Source organism: Pseudomonas sp. B28(2017), assembly GCF_002113025.1.
In the GTDB taxonomy this organism is placed as follows: Bacteria; Pseudomonadota; Gammaproteobacteria; order Pseudomonadales; family Pseudomonadaceae; genus Aquipseudomonas.
Genome location: NZ_NEJH01000006.1, coordinates 263,754 through 288,584, shown reverse-complemented (window position 1 = coordinate 288,584; position 24,831 = coordinate 263,754). Strand labels below are relative to the sequence as shown.

The window sequence follows — 24,831 nt, the reverse complement described above, 5'->3', positions numbered from 1 at the left end:
CTGCCCACCCCCGCAACTGTCCGCTATCATCCCCCCAATTCCGATACGCGAGACCGTCATGCGCCGTTTGCTCTGCCTGCTGTTTTTAGTGTTCGCCCTGCCGGCCAGCGCCACTGGCTTGCTGGAGAATCGCCCCAGTTCAAGCCTGGGCTCGATCAACAACAGCGCCGACTTCCTGCCGGTGCGTGAAGCCTTCCAACTGAGTCTGGTAGACAGCACGCCGCAATCGATCAAGCTGCGCTTCGTCGCCACCGAAGGTTATTACCTCTACCGCCACCGTTTTCAATTTCGCGCCGATCCGGCCGATGTCGCTCTCGGCACCGCGAAACTGCCAGACGGCCAAAAAAAGCACGATGAATACTTCGGCGATGTCGAGGTCTACCACGGCATTCTCGACGTCGAGGTGCCGCGCACCGACCAGCGCGCCTTCACCCTGGCCGTGACCTATCAGGGTTGCGCCGACAAAGGCCTGTGCTATCCGCCGGAAACCGAGCGCTTGAGCATCGAGGGCAGCGGCGCTCCGGCAACGGCCTATCAATGGAACTGGCACGAACTGGCATTGTTCTTCCTCGCAGGCCTGGGCCTGACGTTCACGCCCTGCGTGCTGCCCATGCTGCCGATCCTGTCCGGCGTGGTACTGCGCGGCCAGATTGGCGGCTGGCGCGGTTTCAACCTGTCGCTGGCCTATGTACTGCCGATGGCCGCCTGCTTTGCCCTGCTCGGTGCGCTGATGGGCCTGTTCGGTGCCCAGCTCAATCTGCAGGCGCGATTGCAATCGGCATGGGTGCTGGTGCCTTTCGCGATGTTTTTTGCGCTGTTCGCACTGGCGATGTTCGGCGTCTTCGAACTGAAGCTGCCGCACGCCATCAGCAGTCGTCTGGACCGCATCGCCGGTCGCACCAAAGGCGGGTCACTGTGGGGTGCCGCGGTGTTGGGCGTGGTCTCCAGCCTGCTGGTTTCACCCTGTGTTTCGGCGCCATTGGCCGGCGTGCTGCTATACATCAGCGCTAGTGGCGATGCGCTGGGCGGCGGCTTGAAACTGTTCATGCTCGGCCTCGGCATGGGCGCCCCGCTGTTGCTGGTGGCCACCGGCGGCGCAGCCTGGTTGCCGAAAAGCGGCCCGTGGCTGGTCTACGTGAAAAACGCAATTGGTGTGTTGTTGCTCGGGTTGGCCGTCGGCCTGCTCAGCCGCGTCCTGCCGGGTCAGGTCACCTTGTTGCTGATCGGTTTGCTGGCGGGCGGCGTCGGCCTGTTCATGGGCGCGCTGGAGTTCGTCTATAAACCACCACGCAAACGCCTGGGCCAATTGCTCGGCATGTTCCTGCTATTTTACGCATTGGCCTGCTGGTATGGCGCCTTCAGCGGCCAGACCGACCCGCTCAACCCGATTGGCCAGCCCCGTATCGCTGACAGCAACGGACCTGTACAAAACACCAGCAGCTGGCAAACCGTCAGCACACCGGCCGATCTGGATCGCGCACTCGCCGACGCACGGTCATCCGGCACACCGCTGCTGCTCGACTGGTACGCCGACTGGTGCATCAGCTGCAAAGTCATCGAACATGAGGTGCTGAACGACCCGATCGTCGTCGAACGCCTCAAGGGTTACCGGCTGATCCGCTTCGACATCACCGCCAGCAACGCCGAACAACGCGCCCTGCTCGACCGTTACCAGTTGTTCGGTCCACCGGCCCTGATGTTTTTCGGCAAGGACGGCGTCGAACGCGCCGATGTGCGGGTGATTGGCGAGATCAGCGCCAAAGACTTCGCCGAACGTGTTACCAGGGCCAATGACCAAATTTAATCAAGCAGTCATATATTTCGCGCAAACATCGGTCATCGTGCTGGCTATTGCAGAGAACTGGACAGTCACAAAGGCTTTGCGGCATAGTCGCCGGGTTCTGACAATTGCTCACGGATAACAAAGGAACCGCCGATGGCGACACTACTCGTATTGCACGGACCCAACCTGAACCTGCTCGGCACTCGCGAACCGGGTACCTACGGCGCCACGACGCTGGCGCAGATCAACCAGGACCTGGAACGCCGTGCCCGCGAAGCCGGTCACCATTTGCTGCACCTGCAAAGCAATGCCGAGTACGAATTGATCGACCGTATTCACGCTGCCCGCAGCGAAGGCGTGGACTTCATTTTGATCAATCCGGCAGCTTTTACACATACAAGTGTCGCATTACGTGACGCGCTGCTGGCGGTGAGCATCCCATTCATCGAAGTGCATTTGTCTAACGTGCACAAACGCGAACCTTTCCGCCATCACTCTTACTTCTCCGACGTAGCGGTGGGAGTGATCTGCGGCCTTGGCGCCAGCGGTTATCGACTGGCCCTGGAGGCCGCCCTAGAGCAGCTTGAAAGACAGGCAACAGCTTGAACAACAAGCTTAAACGCCCCTGACCGACCCTTGGGAGTTGATGATTCATGGATATCCGTAAAGTTAAGAAACTGATCGAACTGCTGGAAGAGTCCGGCATCGACGAGCTCGAGATCAAGGAAGGCGAAGAGTCCGTACGCATCAGCCGTCATAGCAAGACCCCGGCCCAGCAGTACTACGCGCCGGCTCCAATGCCTGCTCCGGCTGCCGCACCTGCCGCTGCCGCCGCTCCGGCTGTCGCTGCCGCTGCTGCACCTGCTGCTGCCGCCCCGGCACTGAACGGTGCCGTTGCCCGTTCGCCGATGGTCGGTACTTTCTATCGCAAGTCTTCGCCAACCTCGCCGTCCTTCGTGGAAGTCGGCCAGACTGTGAAGAAAGGCGACACCCTGTGCATCGTTGAAGCCATGAAGATGATGAACCACATCGAAGCTGAAACCAGCGGTGTGATCGAGTCCATCCTCGTCGAAGACGGCCAGCCGGTTGAGTACGACCAACCGCTGTTCACCATCGTTTGAACCGCGGAGAGCCTTTGATGACTGCGAAGTTGGAAAAAGTTCTGATCGCCAACCGCGGTGAGATCGCCCTGCGGATCCTGCGCGCCTGCAAAGAGATGGGCATCAAGACCGTCGCCGTTTACTCCAAGGCTGACAAGGAACTGATGCACCTGGGCCTGGCAGACGAATCCGTCTGCATCGGTCCGGCATCGGCCGCCCACTCCTACCTGCACATTCCGGCAATCATTGCTGCAGCCGAAGTGACTGGCGCCACCGCCATTCACCCGGGCTACGGTTTCCTTGCGGAAAACGCCGATTTCGCCGAGCAGGTCGAGAAATCCGGCTTCGCGTTCATTGGCCCGAAAGCCGAAACCATTCGCCTGATGGGCGACAAGGTATCGGCCAAGCACGCCATGATCGCCGCTGGCGTACCGACTGTTCCGGGCTCTGACGGCCCGCTGCCGGAAGACGAAGAAACCGCTCTGCGCATCGGTCGCGAAGTCGGTTACCCGGTGATCATCAAGGCCGCTGGCGGCGGTGGTGGTCGCGGCATGCGCGTTGTGCACAAAGAAGAAGACCTGATTGCCTCGGCCAAACTGACCCGCTCCGAAGCCGGCGCGGCGTTCGGCAACCCGATGGTCTATCTGGAAAAGTTCCTGACCAACCCACGCCACGTGGAAGTCCAGGTTCTTTCCGATGGCCAGGGTCATGCTATCCATCTGGGCGACCGCGACTGCTCGTTGCAACGTCGTCACCAGAAAGTTCTCGAAGAAGCGCCGGCACCGGGCATCGACGAGAACGCGCGCGAGGAAGTCCTGGCTCGCTGCGTCCAGGCGTGCATCGACATCGGTTACCGTGGCGCAGGCACTTTCGAGTTCCTGTACGAGAACGGTCGTTTCTACTTCATCGAGATGAACACTCGTGTTCAGGTAGAGCACCCGGTATCGGAAATGGTCACCGGCATCGACATCGTCAAGGAGATGCTCAGCATCGCCGCCGGCAACAAGCTGTCGTTCACCCAGGATGACGTCGTCATCCGCGGTCACGCACTGGAATGCCGGATCAACGCCGAAGACCCGAAAACCTTCATGCCGAGCCCAGGCACGGTCAAGCATTTCCACGCTCCAGGCGGCAACGGCGTTCGCGTCGATTCGCACCTGTACAGCGGCTATGCCGTTCCGCCGAACTACGATTCGTTGATCGGCAAGCTGATCACCTACGGCGCAACCCGTGACGAAGCCATGGCGCGCATGCGCAATGCGCTGGACGAAATCGTGGTCGACGGGATCAAGACCAACATCCCGCTGCACCGCGACCTGACTCGTGACGAAGGCTTCTGCAAAGGGGGCGTGAACATTCACTACCTCGAGCACAAGCTGGCTGGCGAGAAGCACTAAGCTTCGACCCCATCGACAAAGCCGCCCTTGGGCGGCTTTGTTGTTTCTGGACGTATCATCTACCCCTTGTGGGAGCGAGCCTGCTCGCTCCCACAAGTACAGTGGACTCCCACAAAAGCCCCGCGCTCGCGTAAACTTGCGCGCTTCTCGCAGCCCGCTAGGCTGCAATCAACATTTTTCAAAGGTGCCCGCCATGCCTTGGCTGCAAGTACGCCTCGCCATCAGCCCAGAACAAGCCGAAACCTATGAAGACGCTTTCCTTGAAGTGGGCGCCGTGTCGGTGACCTTCATGGACGCCGAAGATCAGCCGATCTTCGAGCCGGAACTCAACACCACGCCGCTGTGGTCGCATACGCACCTGCTGGCCCTGTTCGAAGGCGGTACCGAGCCCGGCCCGGTACTCGCCCATCTGGAGCTATTGACCGGCAGCCCGCTGCCTGAACACCACAGCGAAGTGATCGAAGACCAGGACTGGGAACGCAGCTGGATGGACAATTTCCAGCCAATGCGTTTCGGCCAGCGCCTGTGGATCGTGCCGAGCTGGCACGCCGCGCCGGAGCCTGATGCAGTGAATCTGCTGCTGGACCCGGGTCTGGCATTCGGCACCGGCACCCACCCGACCACCGCACTGTGCCTGGAATGGCTCGACGGTCAGGATCTGAAGGACTGCAACGTGCTGGACTTCGGCTGCGGCTCAGGGATTCTGGCGATTGCCGCCCTGCTGCTGGGCGCCAAACAGGCCGTCGGCACCGATATCGATGTTCAGGCTCTCGAAGCCTCCCGCGACAACGCCGGACGCAACAATATTGCCGAAGAGCTGTTTCCACTGTACCTGCCGCAAGACCTTCCGCAGGTCCAAGCCGACGTACTGGTGGCCAACATTCTCGCTGGCCCACTGGTTTCCCTGGCACCGCAGTTGTCCGGCCTGGTCAAGCCGGGTGGTCGCCTGGCACTGTCGGGCATCCTCGCTGAACAAGGCGACGAAGTCGCTGCCGCCTACGCCAGGGACTTCGATCTGGACCCGATCGCCAATCGCGATGGCTGGGTGCGCATCACTGGCCGTCGGCGCTAGAATGACCGCCTGCATAATCCGGATCGCCGCATGACCGATAGCTTCGTCACCCAGTGCCCGCATTGCCAAACCAGCTTCCGCGTCAGCCATGCCCAGTTGAGCGTGGCGCGTGGCGTGGTTCGTTGCGGCGCCTGCCTGCAGGTGTTCAATGCCGCCAAACAGTTGCTTGAACAGGCCGGCAAGGAACCACCGGTAGCGACACCGATCCCGCCTGTGCAGCCTGCGGAGCCCCTCGAACCATCGCCGCCGCGCGCCATCAGCCAAAAGCAATGGAGCGCGACCGAACTGGATCTGGACAGTCTCGACCTCGACGAAGAGCTTGCCCGGCTCGAACAGCGGGAGATCCAGCCGGCCACCGAACTCGGTCGCCATCGCGACGACTCGCTGAGCGCCCGTCGCGACAGCACCGGGCAGGATGACGATCAGCCGTGGTCCGACAGCCTGTTCAGTGACTCGGCCGCCGATCGTGCGCAAGTCGACGAACCGCTCGGCAGCCTTGAAACGCCAGAGCCCACGGCCGAACCGGGCAAAGCCTCACGTACCGAACCTTCACTGTCCCTGGAACCGGTTGATCTGGACGACGAGCCGCAGCCACCCCAACTGCGATTGCACGACCCTCTCGATGCGCCGCTGAACCACGAACACCTATCGGCCACCGACGAAAAAGAAATCGACGACAACCTGCCCTCGATCGAACCGCTGCGCAAACGACGCGAACGCAGTGAGCCGGGCGTGCGCGCCGAAGTGCTGCAAGACCTGACCGACGATCCGCTGCAACTGGATTGGCAAAAACGCCGCTCGCCCTGGGGCCGACGGCTGTTGTGGTCGCTGCTGGTGCTGATTGCCGCTGGCGCCCTCGCCGGCCAGTACATCGCCTATCATTTCGACGAACTGGCACGACAGGATCAATATCGTCCATGGTTCCAGCAACTCTGCCCGCAAGTCGGCTGCACCGTGCCCTCCAAAGTCGACATCGCGAAAATCAAAAGCAGCAACCTGGTGGTACGTAGCCATCCCGAGTTCAATGGCGCCCTGGTGGTCGATGCGATCATCTATAACCGCGCGCCCTTCTCACAGCCCTTCCCGCTGCTGGAACTGCGCTTCGCCGACCTCAATGGCCACCTGATCGCCAGCCGCCGCTTCAAACCCGGTGAGTACCTCAATGGCGATCTTGAAGGCATGGCGGAAATGCCACCGCAAACGCCGATCCACATCGCCCTGGACATTCTCGACCCCGGCGCCAAAGCCGTGAACTACAGTTTGAGCTTTCACTCCCCAGAGTGAAACGCCTCATCGACCCCGGATTGATGTCGGCTTTTTGACTCCACCCGGCAAACCAAACCACGGGTAATAACAGAATAACTGTTCAGATTTTGTTCAATTCAGCCTTTATCCAGTCATCGAGAGCGGGTATCATGCCAACCCTTTTTCGAACTCTCATGATCCGGCCCCACAACAGGGAAGTCCTATGTCGGCGGTACGCATCGGCCCATACACATTACATAACAGCTTGATTCTCGCCCCCATGGCGGGCGTCACCGACCAGCCCTTTCGTCAGCTGTGCAAACGCTTGGGCGCGGGACTGGTTGTCTCGGAAATGGTCACCAGCGACATGAGTTTGTGGAACACCCGCAAGTCGCGCATGCGCATGATCCACGAAGGTGATCCCGAGCCACGCTCGGTACAGATCGCCGGTGGGGACGCGCAGATGCTGGCGGACGCCGCCCGTGCCAACGTTGAAATGGGCGCGCAGATTATTGATATCAACATGGGCTGTCCGGCAAAAAAAGTCTGCAACAAGGCTGCCGGTTCCGCCCTGTTGAAGGATGAACCCCTGGTAACCGAGATCCTGCAGGCTGTCGTGGCCGCGGTCGATGTGCCGGTCACCCTGAAGATCCGGACCGGTTGGGACCGGGACAACAAGAACGGCCTGACGGTGGCGAAAATCGCCGAACAGGCAGGCATTACGGCGCTGGCAGTGCATGGCCGCACCCGTGCCGACCTGTACACCGGTGAAGCCGAGTACGACACCATTGCCGCGATCAAGCAGGCAGTGTCGATTCCGGTCTTCGCCAACGGCGATATCGACTCGCCGGAAAAAGCCCGGTACGTGCTCGACGCGACCGGAGCCGATGGCCTGCTGATTGGCCGGGCCGCCCAAGGGCGGCCGTGGATTTTTCGCGAGATCGACCATTTCCTGCGTACCGGCGAGAAACTCCCGGCGCTGGAACTGATCGAGGTGGAACGCATTCTGCTAGAGCATCTGGCCGCCCTGCACGTCTTCTATGGCGATGTCATGGGAGTGCGCATTGCTCGAAAGCATGTGGGCTGGTATCTCGCAACCCTGCCGGGCGCCAGGGAGTTTCGCGCCCACTTCAATCGTTTGGATGGTACGGATACACAATGCGCCAACGTTCAGGCGTTTTTCGCCGAACGTTACAAGAGCCTGACAGGGGACGGAGAGTGGGTGGCCGCATGACGATGATGACCGAGACTTTAGTGAGTGGAACAACACCCGTGAGCGACAACGTGAATTTGAAACAGCACCTCAATACACCGAGCGAAGAGGGCCAGACCCTTCGCGGGAGTGTCGAGAAGGCGCTGCACAATTATTTCGCCCACCTTGAGGGCGCTGCCGTCACGGATGTGTATAACCTGGTGCTCTCCGAAGTCGAGGCTCCCCTGCTCGAGTGCGTGATGAACTACGTCAAGGGCAACCAGACCAAGGCCAGCGAGCTGCTCGGGCTGAACCGGGGCACGCTGCGCAAGAAACTCAAGCAGTACGATTTGCTGTAAGCATTCAATCAAACCAGAAAGGCGCCCGCGTAAAACCGGCCGCCTTTTTTGCTGACTTCCTTTGCTTTTGATGGACATTGAGATGACCGACCAGACTACCCGCCTGCCGATCCGCCGCGCCCTGATCAGCGTTTCCGACAAGACCGGGATCCTCGAATTCGCCAAGGAGCTTGAAGCCCTGGGCGTCGAGATCCTCTCCACCGGCGGAACGTTCAAGCTACTGCAGGACAACGGCGTTGCTGCAGTGGAAGTCGCTGATTACACCGGTTTTGCCGAGATGATGGACGGCCGGGTGAAGACCCTGCACCCGAAAATCCACGGCGGGATCCTCGGTCGTCGCGGTATCGACGACGCCATCATGAACGAGCACGGCATCAAGCCGATCGACCTGGTAGCGGTCAACCTGTACCCGTTCGAAGCCACCATCAACAAGCCTGGCTGCGACCTGCCGACCGCCATCGAGAACATCGACATCGGCGGCCCGACCATGGTCCGTTCCGCGGCCAAGAACCACAAGGACGTAGCCATCGTGGTCAACGCCAGCGATTACGCCAGCGTCCTGGAAAACCTCAAGGCCGGCGGCCTGACCTACGCTCAACGTTTTGACCTGATGCTCAAGGCCTTCGAGCACACCGCCGCCTACGACGGCATGATCGCCAACTACATGGGCACCGTGAACCAGGCTGCTGACACTCTCAGTACAGAAGGTCGCAGCGAGTTCCCGCGCACCTTCAACAGCCAGTTCATCAAGGCCCAGGAAATGCGCTACGGCGAGAACCCGCACCAGAGCGCGGCGTTCTATGTTGAAGCCAAGCCTGCCGAAGTCGGCATCGCCACCGCGACCCAACTGCAAGGCAAGGAGCTGTCGTACAACAACGTCGCCGACACCGACGCCGCGCTGGAATGCGTGAAGAGCTTCGTCAAGCCGGCTTGCGTGATCGTCAAGCACGCCAACCCGTGCGGCGTGGCTGTCAGCCCTGATGCCGAAGGCGGCATCCGCAAGGCCTACGACCTGGCCTACGCCACCGACACCGAATCCGCCTTCGGCGGCATCATCGCCTTCAACCGTGAACTGGACGCCGAGACCGCCAAGGCTATCGTCGAGCGTCAGTTCGTCGAAGTGATCATCGCCCCGAGCGTCAGCGCAGAAGCCCGCGCCATCGTGGCGGCCAAGGCCAACGTGCGCCTGCTGGCCTGCGGCGAGTGGTCGGCCGACCGTGCGGCGGCCTGGGACTACAAGCGCGTCAACGGCGGCCTGCTGGTACAGAGCCGTGACATCGGCATGATCGGCGCCGATGATCTCAAGGTCGTGACCAAACGCGCACCGACCGAACAGGAAGTCCACGACCTGATCTTCGCCTGGAAAGTCGCCAAGTACGTAAAGTCCAACGCCATTGTCTACGCCAAGAACCGCCAGACCATCGGTGTCGGCGCCGGCCAGATGAGCCGCGTGAACTCCGCGCGTATCGCTGCAATCAAGGCAGAACATGCTGGCCTTCAGGTACAAGGTGCGGTCATGGCGTCCGACGCATTCTTCCCGTTCCGCGACGGCATCGACAATGCAGCCAAGGCTGGTATCACAGCGGTAATCCAGCCAGGCGGCTCGATGCGTGACAATGAAGTAATTGCAGCCGCAGACGAAGCTGGCATTGCGATGGTATTTACCGGCATGCGCCACTTCCGTCACTGATACACCGACTCCCTGTGGGAGCGAGCCTGCTCGCGAATGCAATCTGTCAGTAACAACCAAGGTGACTGACACACCGCCTTCGCGAGCAGGCTCGCTCCCACAGAAAAGCAGCTTTAGTGCTGCCTCCAGAATTAGCGTCATCCGAGGTTTTTGAAATGAATGTTTTGATCATTGGCAGCGGTGGCCGTGAACACGCCCTGGCCTGGAAAGTGGCTCAGGATCCGCGCGTGCAGAAGGTGTTCGTGGCTCCGGGCAACGCCGGTACCGCCATCGAAGCCAAGTGCGAGAACGTCGCCATCGACGTACTGGCGCTTGAGCAACTGGCAGACTTTGCCGAGAAAAACGTTTCCCTGACCATCGTCGGCCCTGAAGTGCCGCTGGTTGCCGGTGTCGTGGATCTGTTCCGCAGCCGTGGCCTCGACTGCTTCGGCCCGACGGCTGGCGCTGCGCAGCTGGAAGGTTCGAAAGCCTTCACCAAGGATTTCCTGGCTCGCCACAAGATCCCGACAGCCGACTACCAGAACTTCACCGAAATCGAGCCTGCCCTCGCTTACCTGCGTGAAAAAGGCGCTCCGATCGTGATCAAGGCCGACGGCCTGGCCGCCGGTAAAGGCGTGATCGTCGCCATGACCCTGGCCGAAGCCGAAGACGCCGTGCGCGACATGCTGGCGGGCAATGCCTTTGGCGATGCAGGTTCGCGCGTGGTCATCGAAGAGTTCCTGGACGGCGAAGAAGCCAGCTTCATCGTCATGGTCGACGGCAAGAACGTACTGCCGATGGCCACCAGCCAGGACCACAAACGCGTCGGCGACGGCGACACCGGTCCAAACACTGGCGGCATGGGGGCCTACTCCCCGGCGCCAGTGGTCACCGCCGACGTGCACAAGCGCGTCATGGACCTGGTGATCTGGCCGACCGTGCGTGGCATGGCCGAGGAAGGCAACGTCTATACTGGCTTCCTGTACGCCGGTCTGATGATCGACAAGGCTGGCAACCCAAAAGTCATCGAATTCAACTGCCGTTTCGGCGACCCTGAGACCCAGCCGGTGATGCTGCGCCTGCAGTCGAGCCTGGTGCTGCTGGTCGAGGCCGCCCTGGCCCAGGCACTGGATAAAGTTGAAGCGCAATGGGATCCACGCCCGAGCGTCGGCATCGTCCTGGCCGCTGGCGGCTATCCTGGTGACTATGCCAAAGGCGCTGCCATCAAGGGGCTGGATGCAGCCTCCGCACTGGAAGGCAAGGTTTTCCACGCCGGCACTGCGCTCAAGGATGGTCAGGTAGTGACGGCCGGTGGTCGTGTGTTGTGCGCCACTGCCATGGGTGCCAGCGTCGACGCCGCACAGCAGCAGGCCTACAAGCTGGCGGCAACGATTGACTGGGAAGGCTGTTTCTATCGCAAGGACATTGGCTACCGCGCCATTGCCCGCGAGCGTGGCGAAAGCCAGGAATAAGGTAAACACCGCGCCAGGCAATGAACACGGTTTATTGCCTGGCTATTCCGGCGCCGCGCATCGTTATATTCTGGCATCAACCTAACGAAGGGATTTCGCCGTGCGCTGGCTCAGGATTGCCATAAGCTTGACCGTCACTTTGCTGACCTTGCTCTGCATGCTACCGGCCCAGGCCGCGCAAGGCAGTGGCTGGGCGGTATTGCTCGACGAACAGGGCGACCTGCAACTGAGCGACATCCGTTCCGCACGCTACACCAATCAATTCAGCCCTATCGAACCCGACCGCATAACCGCGGCTGAACCCGATGGCGCGCTATGGTTGCGATTCAGGCTGACACCGGGCAAACACGAACAGTTGCTGCGGGTGTTCGCGCCTGACCTGCACCAGTTCAACATGTACGTACTGGACGGCGACAAGCTGATCGATCAATCCAGCACGGGCAACGAACAGCCCCAATCCGAGCGGCCATTGCCCAGCAGCGACTTCATGCTGGCCCTGCCGCAAAGCGACAACCCCCTCGATGTATACGTGCGACTGGCCTCTGACCACCAGTTACGGCCCTATATCACCCTGCAATCGGCGATCATCGCAGCTGCCGACCAGAACCAGACGCTGATCTATGGCCTGCTGTTCGGTTGCATCGCCATGTTGATCCTGCACAATCTCATCCGCTACGCCTATACCCGCTCGCACAGCGCTCTCTGGCTGGCGGCGTGCGAAGGGCTGTTGATGCTCAGCCTGCTGCTGTTGCTGAACCTCGCCAGCCCCTGGCTACCGGACTGGCATGCGCTGCAAACGCCGGGGGCTTACCTGGCACTGCTACTGACTGCGCCCTGCGGCCTGATGCTTGCCCATCGCTTTTTCTCCCCGCTCGGGCCACACCCGCTGAATCGGTTGCTGCTCGGCGAGGTCCTGCTCATCACCGCCTGCGGCCTGATGCTGCTGTTCGTCAATACCTTGCCGCTGAACTTCATTACCTATGGCCTGGTAGCCCTGGCAGGCCTGAGCATGCTGTTCATCAGCGCCTATCACTGGCAAAAAGGTTATCGCCCGGCTCGCCTCTTCGTTGCCGCCATGCTGGTGTTCAACCTCGGGACACTGGTCATCCTGCCTGCCCTGCTGGGGCTGACCCTGATCGAACCCCATGGCCTGATCACCACGTTGCTGGTGTTCATCTGTATCAGTGGCCTGCTGATGAGCATCGCGCTGAGCGAGCGTCAGCGCCGCATCACCGAAGACCGTTTCAGCATCAGTCGCGACCTGGCGGCCAGCAACGCCGAGATCAACGCCAAGGCCGAGTTCCTGGCGAAGATCAGCCATGAGATCCGCACCCCGATGAACGGCGTCCTCGGCATGACCGAACTACTGCTGGGCACACCGCTTTCGGTCAAGCAACGCGACTATGTGCAGACTATCCACAGCGCCGGCAACGAGCTGCTGACACTGATCAACGAAATTCTCGACATATCCAAACTCGAGTCCGGGCAGATCGAGCTGGACGATGTGCAGTTCGACCTCAACGCACTGATCGAAGACTGCCTGAGCATCTTCCGCGCCAAGGCCGAGCAGCAAAACGTCGAGTTGATCAGCTTCATCCAGCCGCAAGTACCGAGGGTGATCAGCGGTGACCCGACACGCCTGCGCCAGACCCTGTTGAGTCTGCTGGAAAACGCCCTGAAAAAAACCGATGAAGGCGAAATCCTGATCGTCGTGGCGCTCGACGAACGCAGTGAGCGCAGCACCAAACCGCGCCTGCGTATTGCCGTGCAGGACAGCGGCGAGCCCATGGACGCCGAAGAGCGCGACGCCCTGATGCACGCCGAACTGCACAGCCGGCATTTCCTTTCGGCCACCCACCTGGGGGGCAACCTGGGTCTGGTGATTGCCCGGCAGCTGATTCGCTTGATGCAAGGGGAATTCGGAATCAAGAGTGGCAGCAACCAGGGCAGCACCCTGTGGCTGACCTTGCCGCTGGACCCGGATCGCCTCGAACACCCGACCTCAGACCTCGACGGCCCGCTGCAAGGTGCGCGGGTATTGGTGGTGGACGACAACGATACCTGTCGCAAGGTGCTGGTGCAGCAATGCAGCGCCTGGGGCCTGAATGTCAGCGCCGCACCTTCCGGCAAGGAAGCGCTGGCGCTGCTGCGCACCAAGGCTCATTTGCGTGATTACTTCGATGTGGTCCTGCTGGACCAGAACATGCCCGGCATGACCGGCATGCAACTGGCGGCCAAGATCAAGGAAGACCCGAGCCTGAACCATGACATTCTGCTGATCATGCTCACCGGTATCAGCAATGCGCCGAGCAAGATCATTGCGCGCAACTCCGGAATCAAGCGCATCCTCGCCAAACCGGTGGCAGGCTACACCCTCAAGACCACCCTGGCCGACGAACTGACCCAACGCAACAAAGGTCTGGTCGTCTCGCAACCACTGCCGAGCGGCCCCGCCCTGCCGATCAAGGTCCCCTGCGACTTCCGCATTCTGGTGGCTGAAGACAACAGCATCTCGACCAAGGTGATCCGTGGCATGCTGAGCAAGCTCAATCTGCAACCGGATACCGCCTGCAACGGCGAAGAAGCCTTGCAGGCGATGAAAGCCCAGCGTTACGACCTGGTCCTGATGGACTGCGAAATGCCGATCCTCGACGGTTTCTCGGCCACCCAGCAATTGCGTGCCTGGGAGGTCGGCAATCAGCGGGTCCGCACCCCCGTGGTGGCATTGACCGCTCATATCCTGGCCGAACACAAAGAGCGTGCGCGGCAGGCCGGCATGGACGGACACATGGCCAAACCGGTCGAACTGTCGCAGCTGCGCGAACTGATCGAGCACTGGGTCGCCCAGCGTGACCAGCAGAATCGCGCAACGACCCAAACGTCCTGAGCCGACAGACTGCGCAACCCCTGATAGACTCCCCCTCGACTTCCCTCGCCAGTGAGCCCGGCACCATGCTCCATGTGTTGTTCAGCGTTTACCTGAAGATGCTCGTGCTCTACAGCCCATTCTTCGTGTTGTCCTGCTTCATCAGCCTGACCCGTGGTTACTCGCGCAAGGAGCAGCGTCGGCTGGCCTGGAAAGTGGCGGTCGCCACACTGGTCTCCAGCGTGTTGCTGTACTTGTTCGGCCGAGTGATTTTCAGTGTTTTCGGCATTACCGTGGATGCATTCCGCATCGGCGCAGGCAGCGTTCTGTTCATTTCGGCACTCGGGATGGCACAAGGTAAATCCGCGGTGCAGACCGACAACGTGCAGCAGGATGTGACCATCGTCCCCCTGACCATTCCGCTGACCGTCGGTCCCGGCACCATCGGTGCCTTGCTGGTGATGGGCGTGAGTCAGCCGCACTGGGACGACAAGCTCACCGCCATTGTCAGTATTGCCCTGGCCAGCTTCACAGTGGGGGTGGTGCTTTATCTGTCGAGCCGTATCGAACGTATTCTTGGCGATCAGGGGCTGCAGATTGTCAGCCGCTTGATGGGGTTGTTTGTTTGCGCGCTTGCGGCACAGATCATCTTTACCGGCGTGAAAGGCTATCTGGCGCCCTGACACTTGATCGCGGTGGAGCACGGCTGAAAAGCCCATACTCCACCTGAAAAATCAGGTCAATGGTTTCTCGCCGTACCAGCGTGGTGTGTAGACCCATTCCCCTCCTTCAGCACGTGGAAAAACGCAGGTCAGGGATGAACCGATCAACACCATGGTGCGCATGTCGACCTGATCCGGGGTCAATTGGCCAAGGGTGGTGATCCGTAGTGTTTGCCCTGGACGCCCGATGTCCCGGCCCAACACCACGGGAGTCTCAGGCACACGGTGCCGGGCGACGATTTCCAGCGCCTGGCCCAGTTGCCATGGCCGCGAACGCGAGATCGGGTTGTAGAACGCCAGGGCCAGATCGGCTTGAGCGGCCAGGTCCAGCCGTTTCTCGATGATTGCCCATGGCTTGAGGTTATCCGACAGCGACAGCACACAGAAGTCATGGCCCAGTGGTGCACCGGCCTGGGCGGCTGTCGCCAGTGAGGCGGAAACCCCCGGCAGAATCTCGAGATCAACGTTATGCCAATGGGCGTCGTCGGACTCATGCAGCGCTTCCAGCACCGCAGCAGCCATGGCAAAAACCCCCGGATCCCCTGAAGAAACCACAACTACCGAACGCCCATGGGCGGCCAGTTCGAAAGCGTGACGGGCGCGTTGCATCTCTTCGCGGTTGTCGGTGCAATGTAGCACCTGATCGGCGCGAAACGGCCCGGCCATGCGCACGTAGGTTTCGTAACCCAGTACGTCAGTTGCGCGGGCCAGTTCCGCCTTCACGGCCGGCACCATCAGTTCCGCGGCACCCGGCCCCAAACCGATCACGGCCAGGCGTCCACGAGGCCGGCCAACCTGCAACGGATCCAGCGGTTGAACGGCAACCGCGATGGTCAGCGTATCGTCGCCATGGAGGCTGACAGGTTCACCAATCGCCAAGCGCAGGCACTCGCCGAGATCACCCCTGGCACTGGCGAAACGCAGCGGCACGCCCAATTCAAGCGCCGCTTCGCGCAACCCGGGACTGGCCATTTCGGTGTCGGCGGCCAACAGGCAAGCCAACGACTGCACGGCGATTCTGGCCCGATGCAATGCCTCGCGCACAGCCCCCGCGACGTTCACCAGGCCAGCATCCACCGCGACCACCACATTGCGCGGATAGATCAACAGCTCATTGGCCGCGGGTGTCCGTTCGGCATGACTGACATGCACAGCCAATCGGGCCTGGGCATCTTCGGGCAACTGCGCCTGCGCCAGCCACGGGGCCTCACCCTCAATGCGCACCGTTTCGCCGGCTAACAAATCGGAAACGAAACGCTTGCCCAGCTCCAGATCGCCAAGGGCATAACCGCTGGGCGGGTTGAGCAGGCACGTGCCGAAACGCAACTCGCCGCTGGTGGTGATCGCCGCAGCGACTTCAAGCCTGGCGGCAATCTCACGTGCCATCACGTTCACCCCACCGAGACCTCCCAGCAGTGGAACCACGGCGCTGCCGTCTTCGGCCACCGCCAATACCGGTGGCTCGGCGCCCTTTTCCAGCAACAGGGGCGCCAGCGTGCGGATCACGATCCCGGCCGCGCACAGGGCAATGACCGGTGTGCCCTGTTGATAGAGCTCGCGCAGGGTCGCGCCAAATTCGTGATAGACCCGATCCGCGCCGTCAACCCGTTCGGCCAGGCCGTGGATCAGAGCTTCGGGGTACACCTGCTGAATGCTGCGCGCGGTAGCGAGGCTGCCATTGCCAAGAATGACAATCGCCGGAACTGGACGGGTCATCAGCCTTGCCACCTTTCACCGGGAACGATGATCAACGAGAAATACGGCGAGGACATCGGCTCGACCTGATCCAGCGGCACGATCTTCTGGTTGGCCATGGTCGCGCGTTCGACGTACAGCGCACGCTCGGCCAGGCCGAGTTCTTCCAATACCTGGCGGACCTTGGGAAAGTTGCGTCCCAGTTTCATGATCACCGCCGCATCGGCATCGGCCAGGCGACGCTTGAGTTCGTCGTGCGGCAACACACCGGACAACACCGACAGGCTCTGATTGCGATACACCAGTGGTGCACCGAGCACCGAGGCACCGCCGAGCATCGAGCACACACCGGGCACGACTTCAGCCTGATAACGTTGCGCGAGCCGGTCGTGCAAGTACATATAGGAGCCGTAGAAGAACGGATCACCCTCGCAGATCACCGCCACGTCACGGCCCGCGTCGAGATGCGTAGCCAGTTCTGCGGCAGCGTCATCGTAGAAGTCACTGATCACTTGCTCGTAGGACAACGGAGCCGGCAAGGCTTCGGTGGTCACCGGGTACACCAGTGGCAACAGGTTCTGCGCATCTTGCAGGTGCGCTTCGATGATGCCGAAAGCATTGCCCTTCTTGCCCTTCGCGACGAAGTACGCCACTACCGGCGACTCGCGCAGCAAACGCAGAGCCTTGACGGTAATCAGTTCCGGATCACCGGGACCGACGCCGAGGCCGATCAAACGTCCAGGTTGCTGCATCATTCGATCTCCGTGGCGAGGGCATTGACGGCGGCGGCGGCCATGGCACTACCGCCCAGGCGACCCTGCATGATGACAAAAGGCACGCCACGGCTGTCGGCCGCCAGCGCTGCCTTGGATTCGGCTGCGCCGACAAAGCCCACTGGAAAACCGAGGATCAGCGCCGGTTTCGGCGCACCGGCGTCGAGCATTTCCAACAAGTAAAACAGTGCCGTCGGAGCGTTGCCGATGACCACCACGCTGCCTTCGAGGTGCGGACGCCACAATTCCAGCGCAGCGGCTGAACGGGTATTGCCCAATTCACGGGCCAGTTCCGGAACGCTCTCATCGCGCAAGGTGCAGATCACCGGATTGTTCGCCGGCAACCGCGCGCGGGTCACGCCCTCGGAGACCATCCGCGCATCGCACAAGATCGGCGCGCCGGCTGCCAGTGCATCACGCCCGGCCTTGCCCGCCCCTTCGGAAAACTGCAAACCGTCGATGGCCTCGACCATGCCGCAGGCGTGAATCACACGGACCGCGAGTTTCTCCAGATCGGTCGGGATTCGGTCGAGGTTGGCCTCGGCGCGAATGATCGCGAAGGAATTGCGATAGATCTCCTGACCGTCGCGGATGTAATCAAGCATCAAGGGGGCTCCGTGAGCGGGCGTCGAGCAGGGCCGCGACCGCTTCAATAGTAAGATTGCGTGCGTGCAGTGCGCCAAAACCCGGCTGCGCTGCATCACGGAAATAGAGATCGTAGTGACCGGGGGCGACGGCCAGCAAGGTGACGGGTGCCGTATGTGCGGCGGCGCAGGAGCGCGCGCACCCGCTCAAATGCACGCTCGGCGCTTGACCGTGACGCTGCAGCGATGTGGCCAGTTGCAGGGCATCGCCCTTGGTCTCGGCCAGGCCTTTACCACAGCCGTTTGAACCGGTGCAGGCGATCAACCGGGACAAGGACTGATCGGCTTCGCACTGCAAGCCCAGACATTGCAATTGCCGAATGACCTCAGCGGCGTTTTCCGCGCGGACATTGGGTAGCAACAGGCTTTGCCAGGGTGTGAAGCGCAGACTGGAATCACCGAATTCCCGTGCCAGTCGTGCCACGCCCCGCAGCATCGTCGGATCGAGCCGCCCCAATGGCGGGACAGCCCCAACATAGACATCACCGAGCTCGGCCTGGGGATGGGCGCCGATGTGCAAATTACTGGCGCCCGAAACCCGCTGCCAGTCGACAACGGCTTGTATCGGTACTCGCTCAGCCAGCCGGAGCAGTAAGGCCTCGACCGAATTCTCGGTCAGCAAATGGCGCATCCGCGTCTGCTCAGGGCGTGCCAGTTCCAGGAACAACTCAAGGACCGCGACCACCAGCGCGTGCCCGTCATCGAGTGCAACCGAACCGGCAGGGCTGTCCGTCGGACATCCCGCCAGACCGAACGCCAGCCGTTGCTCACCGTCTCGCACAAACGCCGAGAGCCACAAGTCATGGGGATGTTCGAGCATCGCCAGGTCTTCACCGCCATCAAGCAGCACGGCGAACTTGGCACTGAGGTCGTGAAAAACCTCGTGGCTTTGCTGTGTGGCAAGGATCTGCCCGGCCAGCGGGCGAGTGTCGAACAGCATATGCCGGTCGATCCCGGCACCGGGGCTGAGCATCAGGTTGCGCACATCGTCGCCAGCCGCCGTGCGCGGCCCCAGGTCAGCGGCCAGCAGGCTGTCGATCAACGCCTTTTGCTCGTTGCCAATTCCGCGTATCTGCAGGTTGGCCCGGTTGGTCGCCTCGATCGCTCCGCTGGCGTAACGCTCGGCTGCAGCCGCCACGGCCTCGGCCTGGAGGCTGCTGATCGAGCCGCCGTTCAACTTGATCCGGCAGATGCCGCCATCCAGCGCGGGCACGATACGCAGCAACCCCGGGCAAGCCGAGGGGCGTAAGGCAGTGGACAGCGGACGTTCGTTCAAGGCGGATCCATTCAGGTGGAGAGGCGATTCATGGCAAAAGTGCGCGGTATTATGCCTGCTTTACTTCGCTGCATGAAAAGACTCCGGTCGGGAAGAGAAGGCAGTCAGCTCAAGGAACCCGCGCTATCATGCCGCCCAACAACGTTGAACGCGTGATTGAGGAACAGCATGACACCCTGGCTGACGGTAGTAGGCATCGGCGAAGACGGTTTCAAGGGCCTGGGCAAGAACGCCCGGCACGCGCTGTTGCGCGCCTCGAAAATCTTCGGCGGCCAGCGGCACCTGGATTTGCTCCCGCCGTGCATACGCGGCGAGCGTCAGCCGTGGCCGAGCCCCTTCAGCCTTGGACCGGTGCTGGCGCACCGTGGCGACCCTGTTTGCGTCCTGGCCAGTGGCGATCCGATGTTCTTTGGCGTCGGCGCCAGCCTTGCCCGGCAACTTCCCGCAGCCGAGATGCTGACGCTGCCTGCGCCTTCCTCCTGCTCACTGGCCGCAGCACGAATGGGGTGGCCGCTGCAGGAGGTGGTGACTCTTTCGGTAGTGGCCCGGCCTGTTGCCGCACTCAACGCCCACCTGTCCAGCGGCGTGCGCTTGCTGGTATTGAGCAACGACGGCCGCAGCCCCGCCGCCATCGCTGCACTGTTGCGCGAACGCGGCTTCGGCCCAAGCCGTCTCACCGTGCTCGAACATCTGGGCGGCGACGCCGAACGACGCATCGACGGTATCGCCAGCGACTGGAACGATTTGCCGATCGCCGACCTGAACCTGATCGCCATCGAGTGCATCGCCGAGCCGAACACGTTGCGGCTATCGCGACTGGCCGGCCTGCCGGACTCGGCGTTCCGGCACGACGGCCAACTGACCAAACGCGATGTGCGCGCCATCACCCTCGCGCGCCTGGCTCCAACTCCAGGCGATCTGTTGTGGGACGTCGGCGCCGGCAGCGGCTCGATCGGCATCGAATGGATGCGCGCTCACCCCAGCTGCCGCGCGCTGGCCATCGAGGCAGATGCGGGCCGACAAACGTTGATCGAACACAACCGCGATGCCCTCGGCGTTCCCGGCCTGCAGCTGGTTCGCGGCAGCGCGCCCCAGGCCTTGGCCGGGCTCGAGCGACCCGATGCGATTTTCATCGGCGGCGGTGTCACCCGCGAAGGCGTGCTTGATACCTGCTGGGCCGGACTCAAACCCGGGGGCCGGCTGATTGCCAACGCGGTAACCCTGCAAAGTGAAATGACCCTGATGGCCTGGCGCGAGCAGCACGGCGGTGAACTGACCCGCATTCATATCGCACAAGCACAACCGCTGGGCGACTTCGACACCTGGCGCCAGGCCTTGCCGATAACCTTGCTGGACGTGACGAAACCCTTCGATGCGTGATGAAACCGCCGAACAACCCGCCCCCCTGCGCAGCGGCCTGACCACCGGCAGTTGCGCCACGGCTACCAGCCTCGCCGCCGCGCGTCTGCTGCTGGATGGCACATCGACCGATGCGGTGGAAATCGTGTTGCCCAAGGGCAAACAGGTACAGATGCGCCTGGAGTTCTGTCGCCTCACCGAGGACGGTGCCGAAGCGGGAACCCTCAAGGATGCCGGTGACGATCCAGACGTGACCCATGGAGCCCTGCTCTACTCTCAGGTGCGCCTGAGCGCTGAACCGGGGACTCGTTTCAAGGCCGGCCGTGGCGTCGGCACCGTGACCCGGCCCGGGCTGGTACTGGGTGTCGGCGAGCCCGCGATCAATCCGGTGCCACGCAAAATGATCAGCGAGCACTTGGCCCGACTGGCCGACGAACTCGGCTACAGCGGTGGTTTCGACGTTACGGTCAATGTCGAGAACGGCGAGGCACTGGCACTGAAAACCATGAACCCGCGCCTGGGCATTCTTGGCGGTCTGTCGATACTCGGTACCAGTGGCATCGTCCGGCCGTTTTCCTGCGCGGCCTACATCGCCTCGATCCACCAGGGCATCGACGTCGCGAAAACCAACGGTTACCTGCACATCGCCGCCTGCACCGGCAACGCCAGCGAAGACACCATGCGCCGGGTCTACAACCTGCCGGAAATTGCCCTGATCGAAATGGGCGACTTCGTTGGCGCCGTGCTCAAGCACTTGCGCAAAGTGCCTGTGGATAAACTCAGCCTGTGCGGTGGTTTCGGCAAGATCAGCAAACTGGCGGCCGGGCATATGGACCTGCACAGTCGCCATTCGAGCATTGACCTGCCGCAACTGGCGTCATGGGCGGCGCAGGTCGGCGCCGATGCGGCCTTGCAACAGAGCATCCGCGAGGCCAACACCAGCCAGCAGGCACTGGCCATGGCCGCCGCAGCCGGGGTCGCCCTGGGTGATGCAGTCTGTCAGCACGCCCTGGATTTTGCCCGCAGCGTGGTGCCGGCGCAGGTTCAGGTGGAAGTCTTTGCCATCGATCGCCAGGGCGGGATTGTTGGCCATGCGGGAGCCTTTCAATGAAACGCATCCTGTTGCTCGGCGGCGTGACCGAAGCCATGGCCATTGCTCGCACACTGGGACCGCAGCACATCTACAGCCTGGCCGGAGTCGGTCGGATACCGACGGATCTGCAATGCCGGGTTCGCGTAGGTGGCTACGGCGGTGCCGAGGGGCTGGCGCAATTCATTCGCGATGAAGGTATCGATCTGCTGCTCGATGCCACTCACCCCTACGCCGCCCAAATCAGCCAGAACGCCGCGACCGCCGCGCGCTCGAACGGCATTCCCTGCTGGGCGCTGCGGCGTCCCGCCTGGCAAGCCCAGGCGGGTGATGACTGGCGGGAAGTCGGCGATTGGGCCGAACTGATCGAAGCCCTCAAGCCCTTCCGTCGCCCCTTGTTCACCCTCGGTCGCGAGCCCCTGCAACACCTCGATGAAATTCCTGTGCAGCAATTCTGGACCCTGCGCGCACTGGACCGGTATCCGGGCAATGAACGCTGCGAAGTGATCGGCGCCCGTGGGCCATTCCTGATCGACGATGAACGTGAGTTGTTCGAGCGGCGAAACATCGACGTGCTGATCAGCAAGAACAGCGGCAGCACGGCGACCGAGCCGAAACTGGAAGTCGCGCGTGAGCGGGGGGTGCCGGTGATTGTCTTGAAGCGGCCGGTGTTGCCGGGGGTTGATCGAGAGTTCCTGACGCCTGAGGAAACACTTGGCGCGCTGTCGGTCTTCGCTCATTAGGTCAGGATCATTGGCTTGCATGATAAGTAACCTATTAGTTACCATCAGGGCCGCCTGTGATCACACTCGAAGAATACATACAGGACAACGAAACCAGCCCTTTTGGTCGCTGGTTTTCCAACTTGAATGCGCAGGCAGCGCTTAAGGTATCAACCGCGCTGCTGCGCCTTGAGTTAGGAAACACATCAAACATCAAGTGGTTCGACGGGCTCGGCGAGTACCGGATAAATTGGGCCCGGGCTATAGAATCTATCTCGTTCAAGAAGGGAAACACCTGATCATTCTTTTTGGTGGCGGTGACAAGTCCACACAAAAAACTGACATCAAACAAGCGAAAGTACTGATAGCCGAGTTTCGATCCCGAAAAAAGACTGAACGGCACCGGAGATAACGTCATGGCGCTCACCCGAAGCTACAAACACACCATTGCCGAGCGTGCCCAACGTGATCCCGAGTTCGCCCAGGCACTGCTGGATGAGGCTGCTACTCTGTTTCTTAACGGCGAACCTGAAATGGCCCGGATTATCCTGCGCGACCTCATCAACGCCACCGTTGGTTTTGAAGAGTTGGCAAAGGAAACGGCAAAGCCCAGCAAAAGCCTCCATCGAATGTTGTCCGCCAAAGGCAACCCAAGCATGGACAACCTGGCTGCAATATTCGCCGTAATTCGCGCTACGCTTGGAGTGGAAATACAGGTACATGCAGTACGTGCGCACTGAGCTAATGTCTTTTTGCTGCGACACCACACCGCACGCCGCCTTTTTACTTATCGGCCCTGATCAGGCTAAATAGCCCGCGCCTGATCGCCCACCCAAACGGATTTGTCCCATGTCCCGACAACGGCTCGCAATTGCCTGGATAGCCTGCTTCGCAGTGCTGTTCAACATGCTCGCCATGCCGATGTCCGGAGCGATGGCGCAAACGGTGAAGTCGCCGGCCGAACAGTTGTTGTGGGGCAGTTTCTGCAGCTCCAGCGGCACCAGGATGGTGGCGATTGCCATCGGTGACCTGGAACAGAAAGCCCCGCAAGGCGACAATCATTCCAACATGCAGCATTGCTGGTGCTGCTCGGGTTCTGCGCCGTTGGTGGCATTGCCGGGGCACACGCCACAGCTGTATTTCGCGCACTTCGAGTCCAACCGAAGCCTGCCTGCGACCTCTCTCGAAAGCCCGTCACCGCGCCAGCAATGGCCGAGTCTCAACCCCCGCGCATCCCCTCTGGTGTGATTTTTTTCGCAATTGACCTGCGTCTCAAATCGTTCCGGAGAACTGCCATGTTGAACAAACTCATCGTTCTGGCCGCGTTGCTGCTGCCAGCCTGCTTTGCCAATGCCCACGAATACAAGGTCGGCGAACTGGAAATCGCTCATCCGTGGTCCCAGGAGTTGCCGCCCAATGCGCCCACCGTTGCGGCGTATTTCGTGATCAACAATGAAGGCAAGAGCGCCGACCGACTGCTCAGCGTCGACACGCCCATTGCGGGCGAAGCGCAATTGCACGAACACGTGATGCAAGGCGACGTGATGAAAATGCAGCACGTACCGAGCGTGGAAGTGCCCGCCGGCGGCGAGGTCACTTTCGCACCGATGGCCTATCACGTGATGTTGCTGGGCCTCAAGGACCGCAGCCTGCTGGTTGACGGCAAGCGCTTCCCCATGACGCTGCACTTCGAGAAGTCCGGTGACGTGACGGTCGAAGTTGCGGTACAGAAACAGGCGCCGGACAGCCTGCAGGCGCACGTGCACACGCCGTAATCGCCTGAGCTGAAAACGCCCATGCGCTCGCTTAGCGCCAGGTCATCCAGGTCGCAAAATCAGGCTATGAACCTGACACGCGGCAGCTGGATCAGCCTGTTCGCCATGCTAATGATCTTTATCGGTCCGCTGATTTCTCAGTCGATGCCGATGGATTCGCGCGCCATGTCGATGAGCATGCCTGCGGGTATGAGCATGGACATGTCGGCGATGGAGCACGCCGACCATGGCGCGCAAGCCACCGCCGAGCACTGCCCGCCTGCCTCGGGGCACCATGTGCTGTGGGAAAAGTGCGGCTATTGCAGCCTGCTGTTCAATTGCCCGGCGCTGACCGGTGGCGTGTCCTTCGCCAACTTCGTCATTCCCCCCGTCAACACCTTCACTACACCCTCTGCGCGCCAGGGCCATGCCCGGCAAACCTACTTTCCCGGCGCCCGCACCCGCGCCCCGCCCGTCGTCACGTAAACACTCACTTCTGATTTCACACGGTCCGCAAGACAGCCAAAGCAACCTGTGGGAGCGAGCCTGCTCGCGAAGAGGGAGTGTCAGTCAACGAGATGTCGTCTGGCACACCGCTTTCGCGAGCAGGCTCGTTCCCACAGGGACAGCTTCAGGCTGCC

Annotated in this window: 23 protein-coding genes and 1 pseudogene; 20 read left to right on the top strand and 4 right to left on the bottom strand. The window is 61.4% G+C overall.

Annotated features, from left to right (window positions below):
* The first annotated feature begins 58 nt into the window (after positions 1 to 58).
* The 12 genes from CAF65_RS18035 (at position 59) to CAF65_RS17980 (ending at position 14,838) form a co-directional block, all read left to right on the top strand.
* Entirely contained in the window at positions 59 to 1,804 is a 1,746-nt protein-coding gene (locus tag CAF65_RS18035; RefSeq protein WP_085717494.1) for a protein-disulfide reductase DsbD, read from the top strand.
* Between the two features lie 132 nt (positions 1,805 to 1,936).
* Entirely contained in the window at positions 1,937 to 2,389 is a 453-nt protein-coding gene (aroQ, locus tag CAF65_RS18030; protein ID WP_085717493.1) for a type II 3-dehydroquinate dehydratase, read from the top strand.
* 47 nt (positions 2,390 to 2,436) lie between these two features.
* Entirely contained in the window at positions 2,437 to 2,904 is a 468-nt protein-coding gene (accB, locus tag CAF65_RS18025) for an acetyl-CoA carboxylase biotin carboxyl carrier protein (protein WP_085717492.1), read from the top strand.
* Between the two features lie 17 nt (positions 2,905 to 2,921).
* Positions 2,922 to 4,280, top strand: a complete 1,359-nt coding sequence (gene accC, locus CAF65_RS18020) for an acetyl-CoA carboxylase biotin carboxylase subunit (protein WP_085717491.1) — start codon at positions 2,922 to 2,924, stop codon at positions 4,278 to 4,280.
* A gap of 193 nt (positions 4,281 to 4,473) precedes the next feature.
* Positions 4,474 to 5,352 carry a 50S ribosomal protein L11 methyltransferase gene (gene prmA, locus CAF65_RS18015; RefSeq protein WP_085717490.1) on the top strand — a complete coding sequence of 293 codons (879 nt, stop codon included), beginning with the start codon at positions 4,474 to 4,476 and terminating at the stop codon, positions 5,350 to 5,352.
* Positions 5,353 to 5,382: 30 nt separating this feature from the next.
* Positions 5,383 to 6,636, top strand: a complete 1,254-nt coding sequence (locus CAF65_RS18010) for a DUF3426 domain-containing protein (protein WP_085717489.1) — start codon at positions 5,383 to 5,385, stop codon at positions 6,634 to 6,636.
* Between the two features lie 184 nt (positions 6,637 to 6,820).
* Entirely contained in the window at positions 6,821 to 7,831 is a 1,011-nt protein-coding gene (gene dusB / locus CAF65_RS18005; RefSeq protein WP_085717488.1) for a tRNA dihydrouridine synthase DusB, read from the top strand.
* Positions 7,828 to 8,148 carry a DNA-binding transcriptional regulator Fis gene (gene fis / locus CAF65_RS18000; RefSeq protein ID WP_007907419.1) on the top strand — a complete coding sequence of 107 codons (321 nt, stop codon included), beginning with the start codon at positions 7,828 to 7,830 and terminating at the stop codon, positions 8,146 to 8,148. Before dusB ends, fis begins: the two co-directional genes overlap by 4 nt.
* 82 nt (positions 8,149 to 8,230) lie before the next feature.
* The gene (purH, locus tag CAF65_RS17995; protein ID WP_085717487.1) at positions 8,231 to 9,838 is read left to right on the top strand and encodes a bifunctional phosphoribosylaminoimidazolecarboxamide formyltransferase/IMP cyclohydrolase; all 1,608 of its coding nucleotides are present in this window, start codon (positions 8,231 to 8,233) and stop codon (positions 9,836 to 9,838) included.
* Between the two features lie 155 nt (positions 9,839 to 9,993).
* Entirely contained in the window at positions 9,994 to 11,289 is a 1,296-nt protein-coding gene (purD, locus tag CAF65_RS17990) for a phosphoribosylamine--glycine ligase (RefSeq protein ID WP_085717486.1), read from the top strand.
* 100 nt (positions 11,290 to 11,389) lie between these two features.
* The gene (locus tag CAF65_RS17985) at positions 11,390 to 14,176 is read left to right on the top strand and encodes a hybrid sensor histidine kinase/response regulator (protein ID WP_085717485.1); all 2,787 of its coding nucleotides are present in this window, start codon (positions 11,390 to 11,392) and stop codon (positions 14,174 to 14,176) included.
* 65 nt (positions 14,177 to 14,241) lie between these two features.
* Positions 14,242 to 14,838 carry a MarC family protein gene (locus CAF65_RS17980; RefSeq protein ID WP_008016797.1) on the top strand — a complete coding sequence of 199 codons (597 nt, stop codon included), beginning with the start codon at positions 14,242 to 14,244 and terminating at the stop codon, positions 14,836 to 14,838.
* A gap of 51 nt (positions 14,839 to 14,889) precedes the next feature.
* Here the strand turns inward: CAF65_RS17980 and cobJ are convergent, their stop codons facing one another.
* Genes cobJ through cobG form a run of 4 tightly spaced genes read right to left on the bottom strand, consistent with a single transcriptional unit; the run spans position 14,890 to position 19,265 of the window.
* Positions 14,890 to 16,593: a precorrin-3B C(17)-methyltransferase gene (cobJ, locus tag CAF65_RS17975; RefSeq protein WP_085717484.1), complete on the bottom strand. Its 1,704-nt coding sequence runs from the start codon at positions 16,591 to 16,593 to the stop codon at positions 14,890 to 14,892.
* The gene (locus CAF65_RS17970; protein WP_043302239.1) at positions 16,593 to 17,324 is read right to left on the bottom strand and encodes a precorrin-2 C(20)-methyltransferase; all 732 of its coding nucleotides are present in this window, start codon (positions 17,322 to 17,324) and stop codon (positions 16,593 to 16,595) included. Before CAF65_RS17970 ends, cobJ begins: the two co-directional genes overlap by 1 nt.
* Positions 17,324 to 17,950 (bottom strand): precorrin-8X methylmutase, encoded by a 627-nt coding sequence (locus tag CAF65_RS17965; protein ID WP_085717483.1) that lies wholly within the window; start codon positions 17,948 to 17,950, stop codon positions 17,324 to 17,326. Before CAF65_RS17965 ends, CAF65_RS17970 begins: the two co-directional genes overlap by 1 nt.
* The gene (gene cobG / locus CAF65_RS17960; RefSeq protein WP_085717482.1) at positions 17,943 to 19,265 is read right to left on the bottom strand and encodes a precorrin-3B synthase; all 1,323 of its coding nucleotides are present in this window, start codon (positions 19,263 to 19,265) and stop codon (positions 17,943 to 17,945) included. The genes CAF65_RS17965 and cobG overlap by 8 nt, the downstream gene beginning before the upstream one ends.
* A gap of 168 nt (positions 19,266 to 19,433) precedes the next feature.
* Between cobG and cbiE the strand changes: the two genes are divergently transcribed.
* The 8 genes and pseudogenes from cbiE to CAF65_RS17920 all read left to right on the top strand — a co-directional run bounded on the left by cbiE (position 19,434) and on the right by CAF65_RS17920 (position 24,676).
* Positions 19,434 to 20,645: a precorrin-6y C5,15-methyltransferase (decarboxylating) subunit CbiE gene (gene cbiE, locus CAF65_RS17955; protein ID WP_085717481.1), complete on the top strand. Its 1,212-nt coding sequence runs from the start codon at positions 19,434 to 19,436 to the stop codon at positions 20,643 to 20,645.
* Positions 20,638 to 21,735, top strand: a complete 1,098-nt coding sequence (locus CAF65_RS17950) for a cobalt-precorrin-5B (C(1))-methyltransferase (RefSeq protein ID WP_085717480.1) — start codon at positions 20,638 to 20,640, stop codon at positions 21,733 to 21,735. The genes cbiE and CAF65_RS17950 overlap by 8 nt, the downstream gene beginning before the upstream one ends.
* Positions 21,732 to 22,457, top strand: a complete 726-nt coding sequence (locus tag CAF65_RS17945; RefSeq protein WP_085717479.1) for a cobalt-precorrin-6A reductase — start codon at positions 21,732 to 21,734, stop codon at positions 22,455 to 22,457. Before CAF65_RS17950 ends, CAF65_RS17945 begins: the two co-directional genes overlap by 4 nt.
* A gap of 56 nt (positions 22,458 to 22,513) precedes the next feature.
* Positions 22,514 to 22,848 (top strand): annotated as a pseudogene (locus tag CAF65_RS28780) (type II toxin-antitoxin system RelE/ParE family toxin).
* Positions 22,849 to 22,852: 4 nt separating this feature from the next.
* On the top strand, positions 22,853 to 23,176 hold the full coding sequence (locus tag CAF65_RS17935; RefSeq protein ID WP_008016808.1) for a DNA-binding protein: 324 nt from the start codon (positions 22,853 to 22,855) through the stop codon (positions 23,174 to 23,176).
* Positions 23,177 to 23,285: 109 nt separating this feature from the next.
* Positions 23,286 to 23,684 carry a DUF2946 domain-containing protein gene (locus CAF65_RS17930; protein ID WP_085717478.1) on the top strand — a complete coding sequence of 133 codons (399 nt, stop codon included), beginning with the start codon at positions 23,286 to 23,288 and terminating at the stop codon, positions 23,682 to 23,684.
* A gap of 47 nt (positions 23,685 to 23,731) precedes the next feature.
* Positions 23,732 to 24,211, top strand: coding sequence for a copper chaperone PCu(A)C (locus CAF65_RS17925; RefSeq protein ID WP_085717477.1), 480 nt, complete (start codon positions 23,732 to 23,734; stop codon positions 24,209 to 24,211).
* A gap of 21 nt (positions 24,212 to 24,232) precedes the next feature.
* Entirely contained in the window at positions 24,233 to 24,676 is a 444-nt protein-coding gene (locus CAF65_RS17920; protein ID WP_085717476.1) for a DUF2946 domain-containing protein, read from the top strand.
* The last annotated feature ends 155 nt before the right edge of the window (positions 24,677 to 24,831 follow it).

Excerpts from the sequence above, each read along its gene's own strand:
- CAF65_RS17930 (WP_085717478.1), top strand. The coding sequence starts at position 23,286 with ATGTCCCGACAACGGCTCGCAATTGCCTGGATAGCCTGCTTCGCAGTG.
- CAF65_RS17920 (WP_085717476.1), top strand. The coding sequence starts at position 24,233 with ATGCGCTCGCTTAGCGCCAGGTCATCCAGGTCGCAAAATCAGGCTATG.
- aroQ (WP_085717493.1), top strand. The coding sequence starts at position 1,937 with ATGGCGACACTACTCGTATTGCACGGACCCAACCTGAACCTGCTCGGC.
- fis (WP_007907419.1), top strand. The coding sequence starts at position 7,828 with ATGACGATGATGACCGAGACTTTAGTGAGTGGAACAACACCCGTGAGC.
- CAF65_RS17945 (WP_085717479.1), top strand. The coding sequence starts at position 21,732 with ATGAAACGCATCCTGTTGCTCGGCGGCGTGACCGAAGCCATGGCCATT.
- cbiE (WP_085717481.1), top strand. The coding sequence starts at position 19,434 with ATGACACCCTGGCTGACGGTAGTAGGCATCGGCGAAGACGGTTTCAAG.
- CAF65_RS18035 (WP_085717494.1), top strand. The coding sequence starts at position 59 with ATGCGCCGTTTGCTCTGCCTGCTGTTTTTAGTGTTCGCCCTGCCGGCC.
- accC (WP_085717491.1), top strand. The coding sequence starts at position 2,922 with ATGACTGCGAAGTTGGAAAAAGTTCTGATCGCCAACCGCGGTGAGATC.
- purD (WP_085717486.1), top strand. The coding sequence starts at position 9,994 with ATGAATGTTTTGATCATTGGCAGCGGTGGCCGTGAACACGCCCTGGCC.
- CAF65_RS17935 (WP_008016808.1), top strand. The coding sequence starts at position 22,853 with ATGGCGCTCACCCGAAGCTACAAACACACCATTGCCGAGCGTGCCCAA.
- CAF65_RS17980 (WP_008016797.1), top strand. The coding sequence starts at position 14,242 with ATGCTCCATGTGTTGTTCAGCGTTTACCTGAAGATGCTCGTGCTCTAC.
- cobJ (WP_085717484.1), bottom strand. The coding sequence starts at position 16,593 with ATGACCCGTCCAGTTCCGGCGATTGTCATTCTTGGCAATGGCAGCCTC.
- CAF65_RS18010 (WP_085717489.1), top strand. The coding sequence starts at position 5,383 with ATGACCGATAGCTTCGTCACCCAGTGCCCGCATTGCCAAACCAGCTTC.
- dusB (WP_085717488.1), top strand. The coding sequence starts at position 6,821 with ATGTCGGCGGTACGCATCGGCCCATACACATTACATAACAGCTTGATT.
- accB (WP_085717492.1), top strand. The coding sequence starts at position 2,437 with ATGGATATCCGTAAAGTTAAGAAACTGATCGAACTGCTGGAAGAGTCC.
- CAF65_RS17970 (WP_043302239.1), bottom strand. The coding sequence starts at position 17,324 with ATGCAGCAACCTGGACGTTTGATCGGCCTCGGCGTCGGTCCCGGTGAT.
- CAF65_RS17925 (WP_085717477.1), top strand. The coding sequence starts at position 23,732 with ATGTTGAACAAACTCATCGTTCTGGCCGCGTTGCTGCTGCCAGCCTGC.
- CAF65_RS17950 (WP_085717480.1), top strand. The coding sequence starts at position 20,638 with ATGCGTGATGAAACCGCCGAACAACCCGCCCCCCTGCGCAGCGGCCTG.
- CAF65_RS17965 (WP_085717483.1), bottom strand. The coding sequence starts at position 17,950 with ATGCTTGATTACATCCGCGACGGTCAGGAGATCTATCGCAATTCCTTC.
- purH (WP_085717487.1), top strand. The coding sequence starts at position 8,231 with ATGACCGACCAGACTACCCGCCTGCCGATCCGCCGCGCCCTGATCAGC.
- prmA (WP_085717490.1), top strand. The coding sequence starts at position 4,474 with ATGCCTTGGCTGCAAGTACGCCTCGCCATCAGCCCAGAACAAGCCGAA.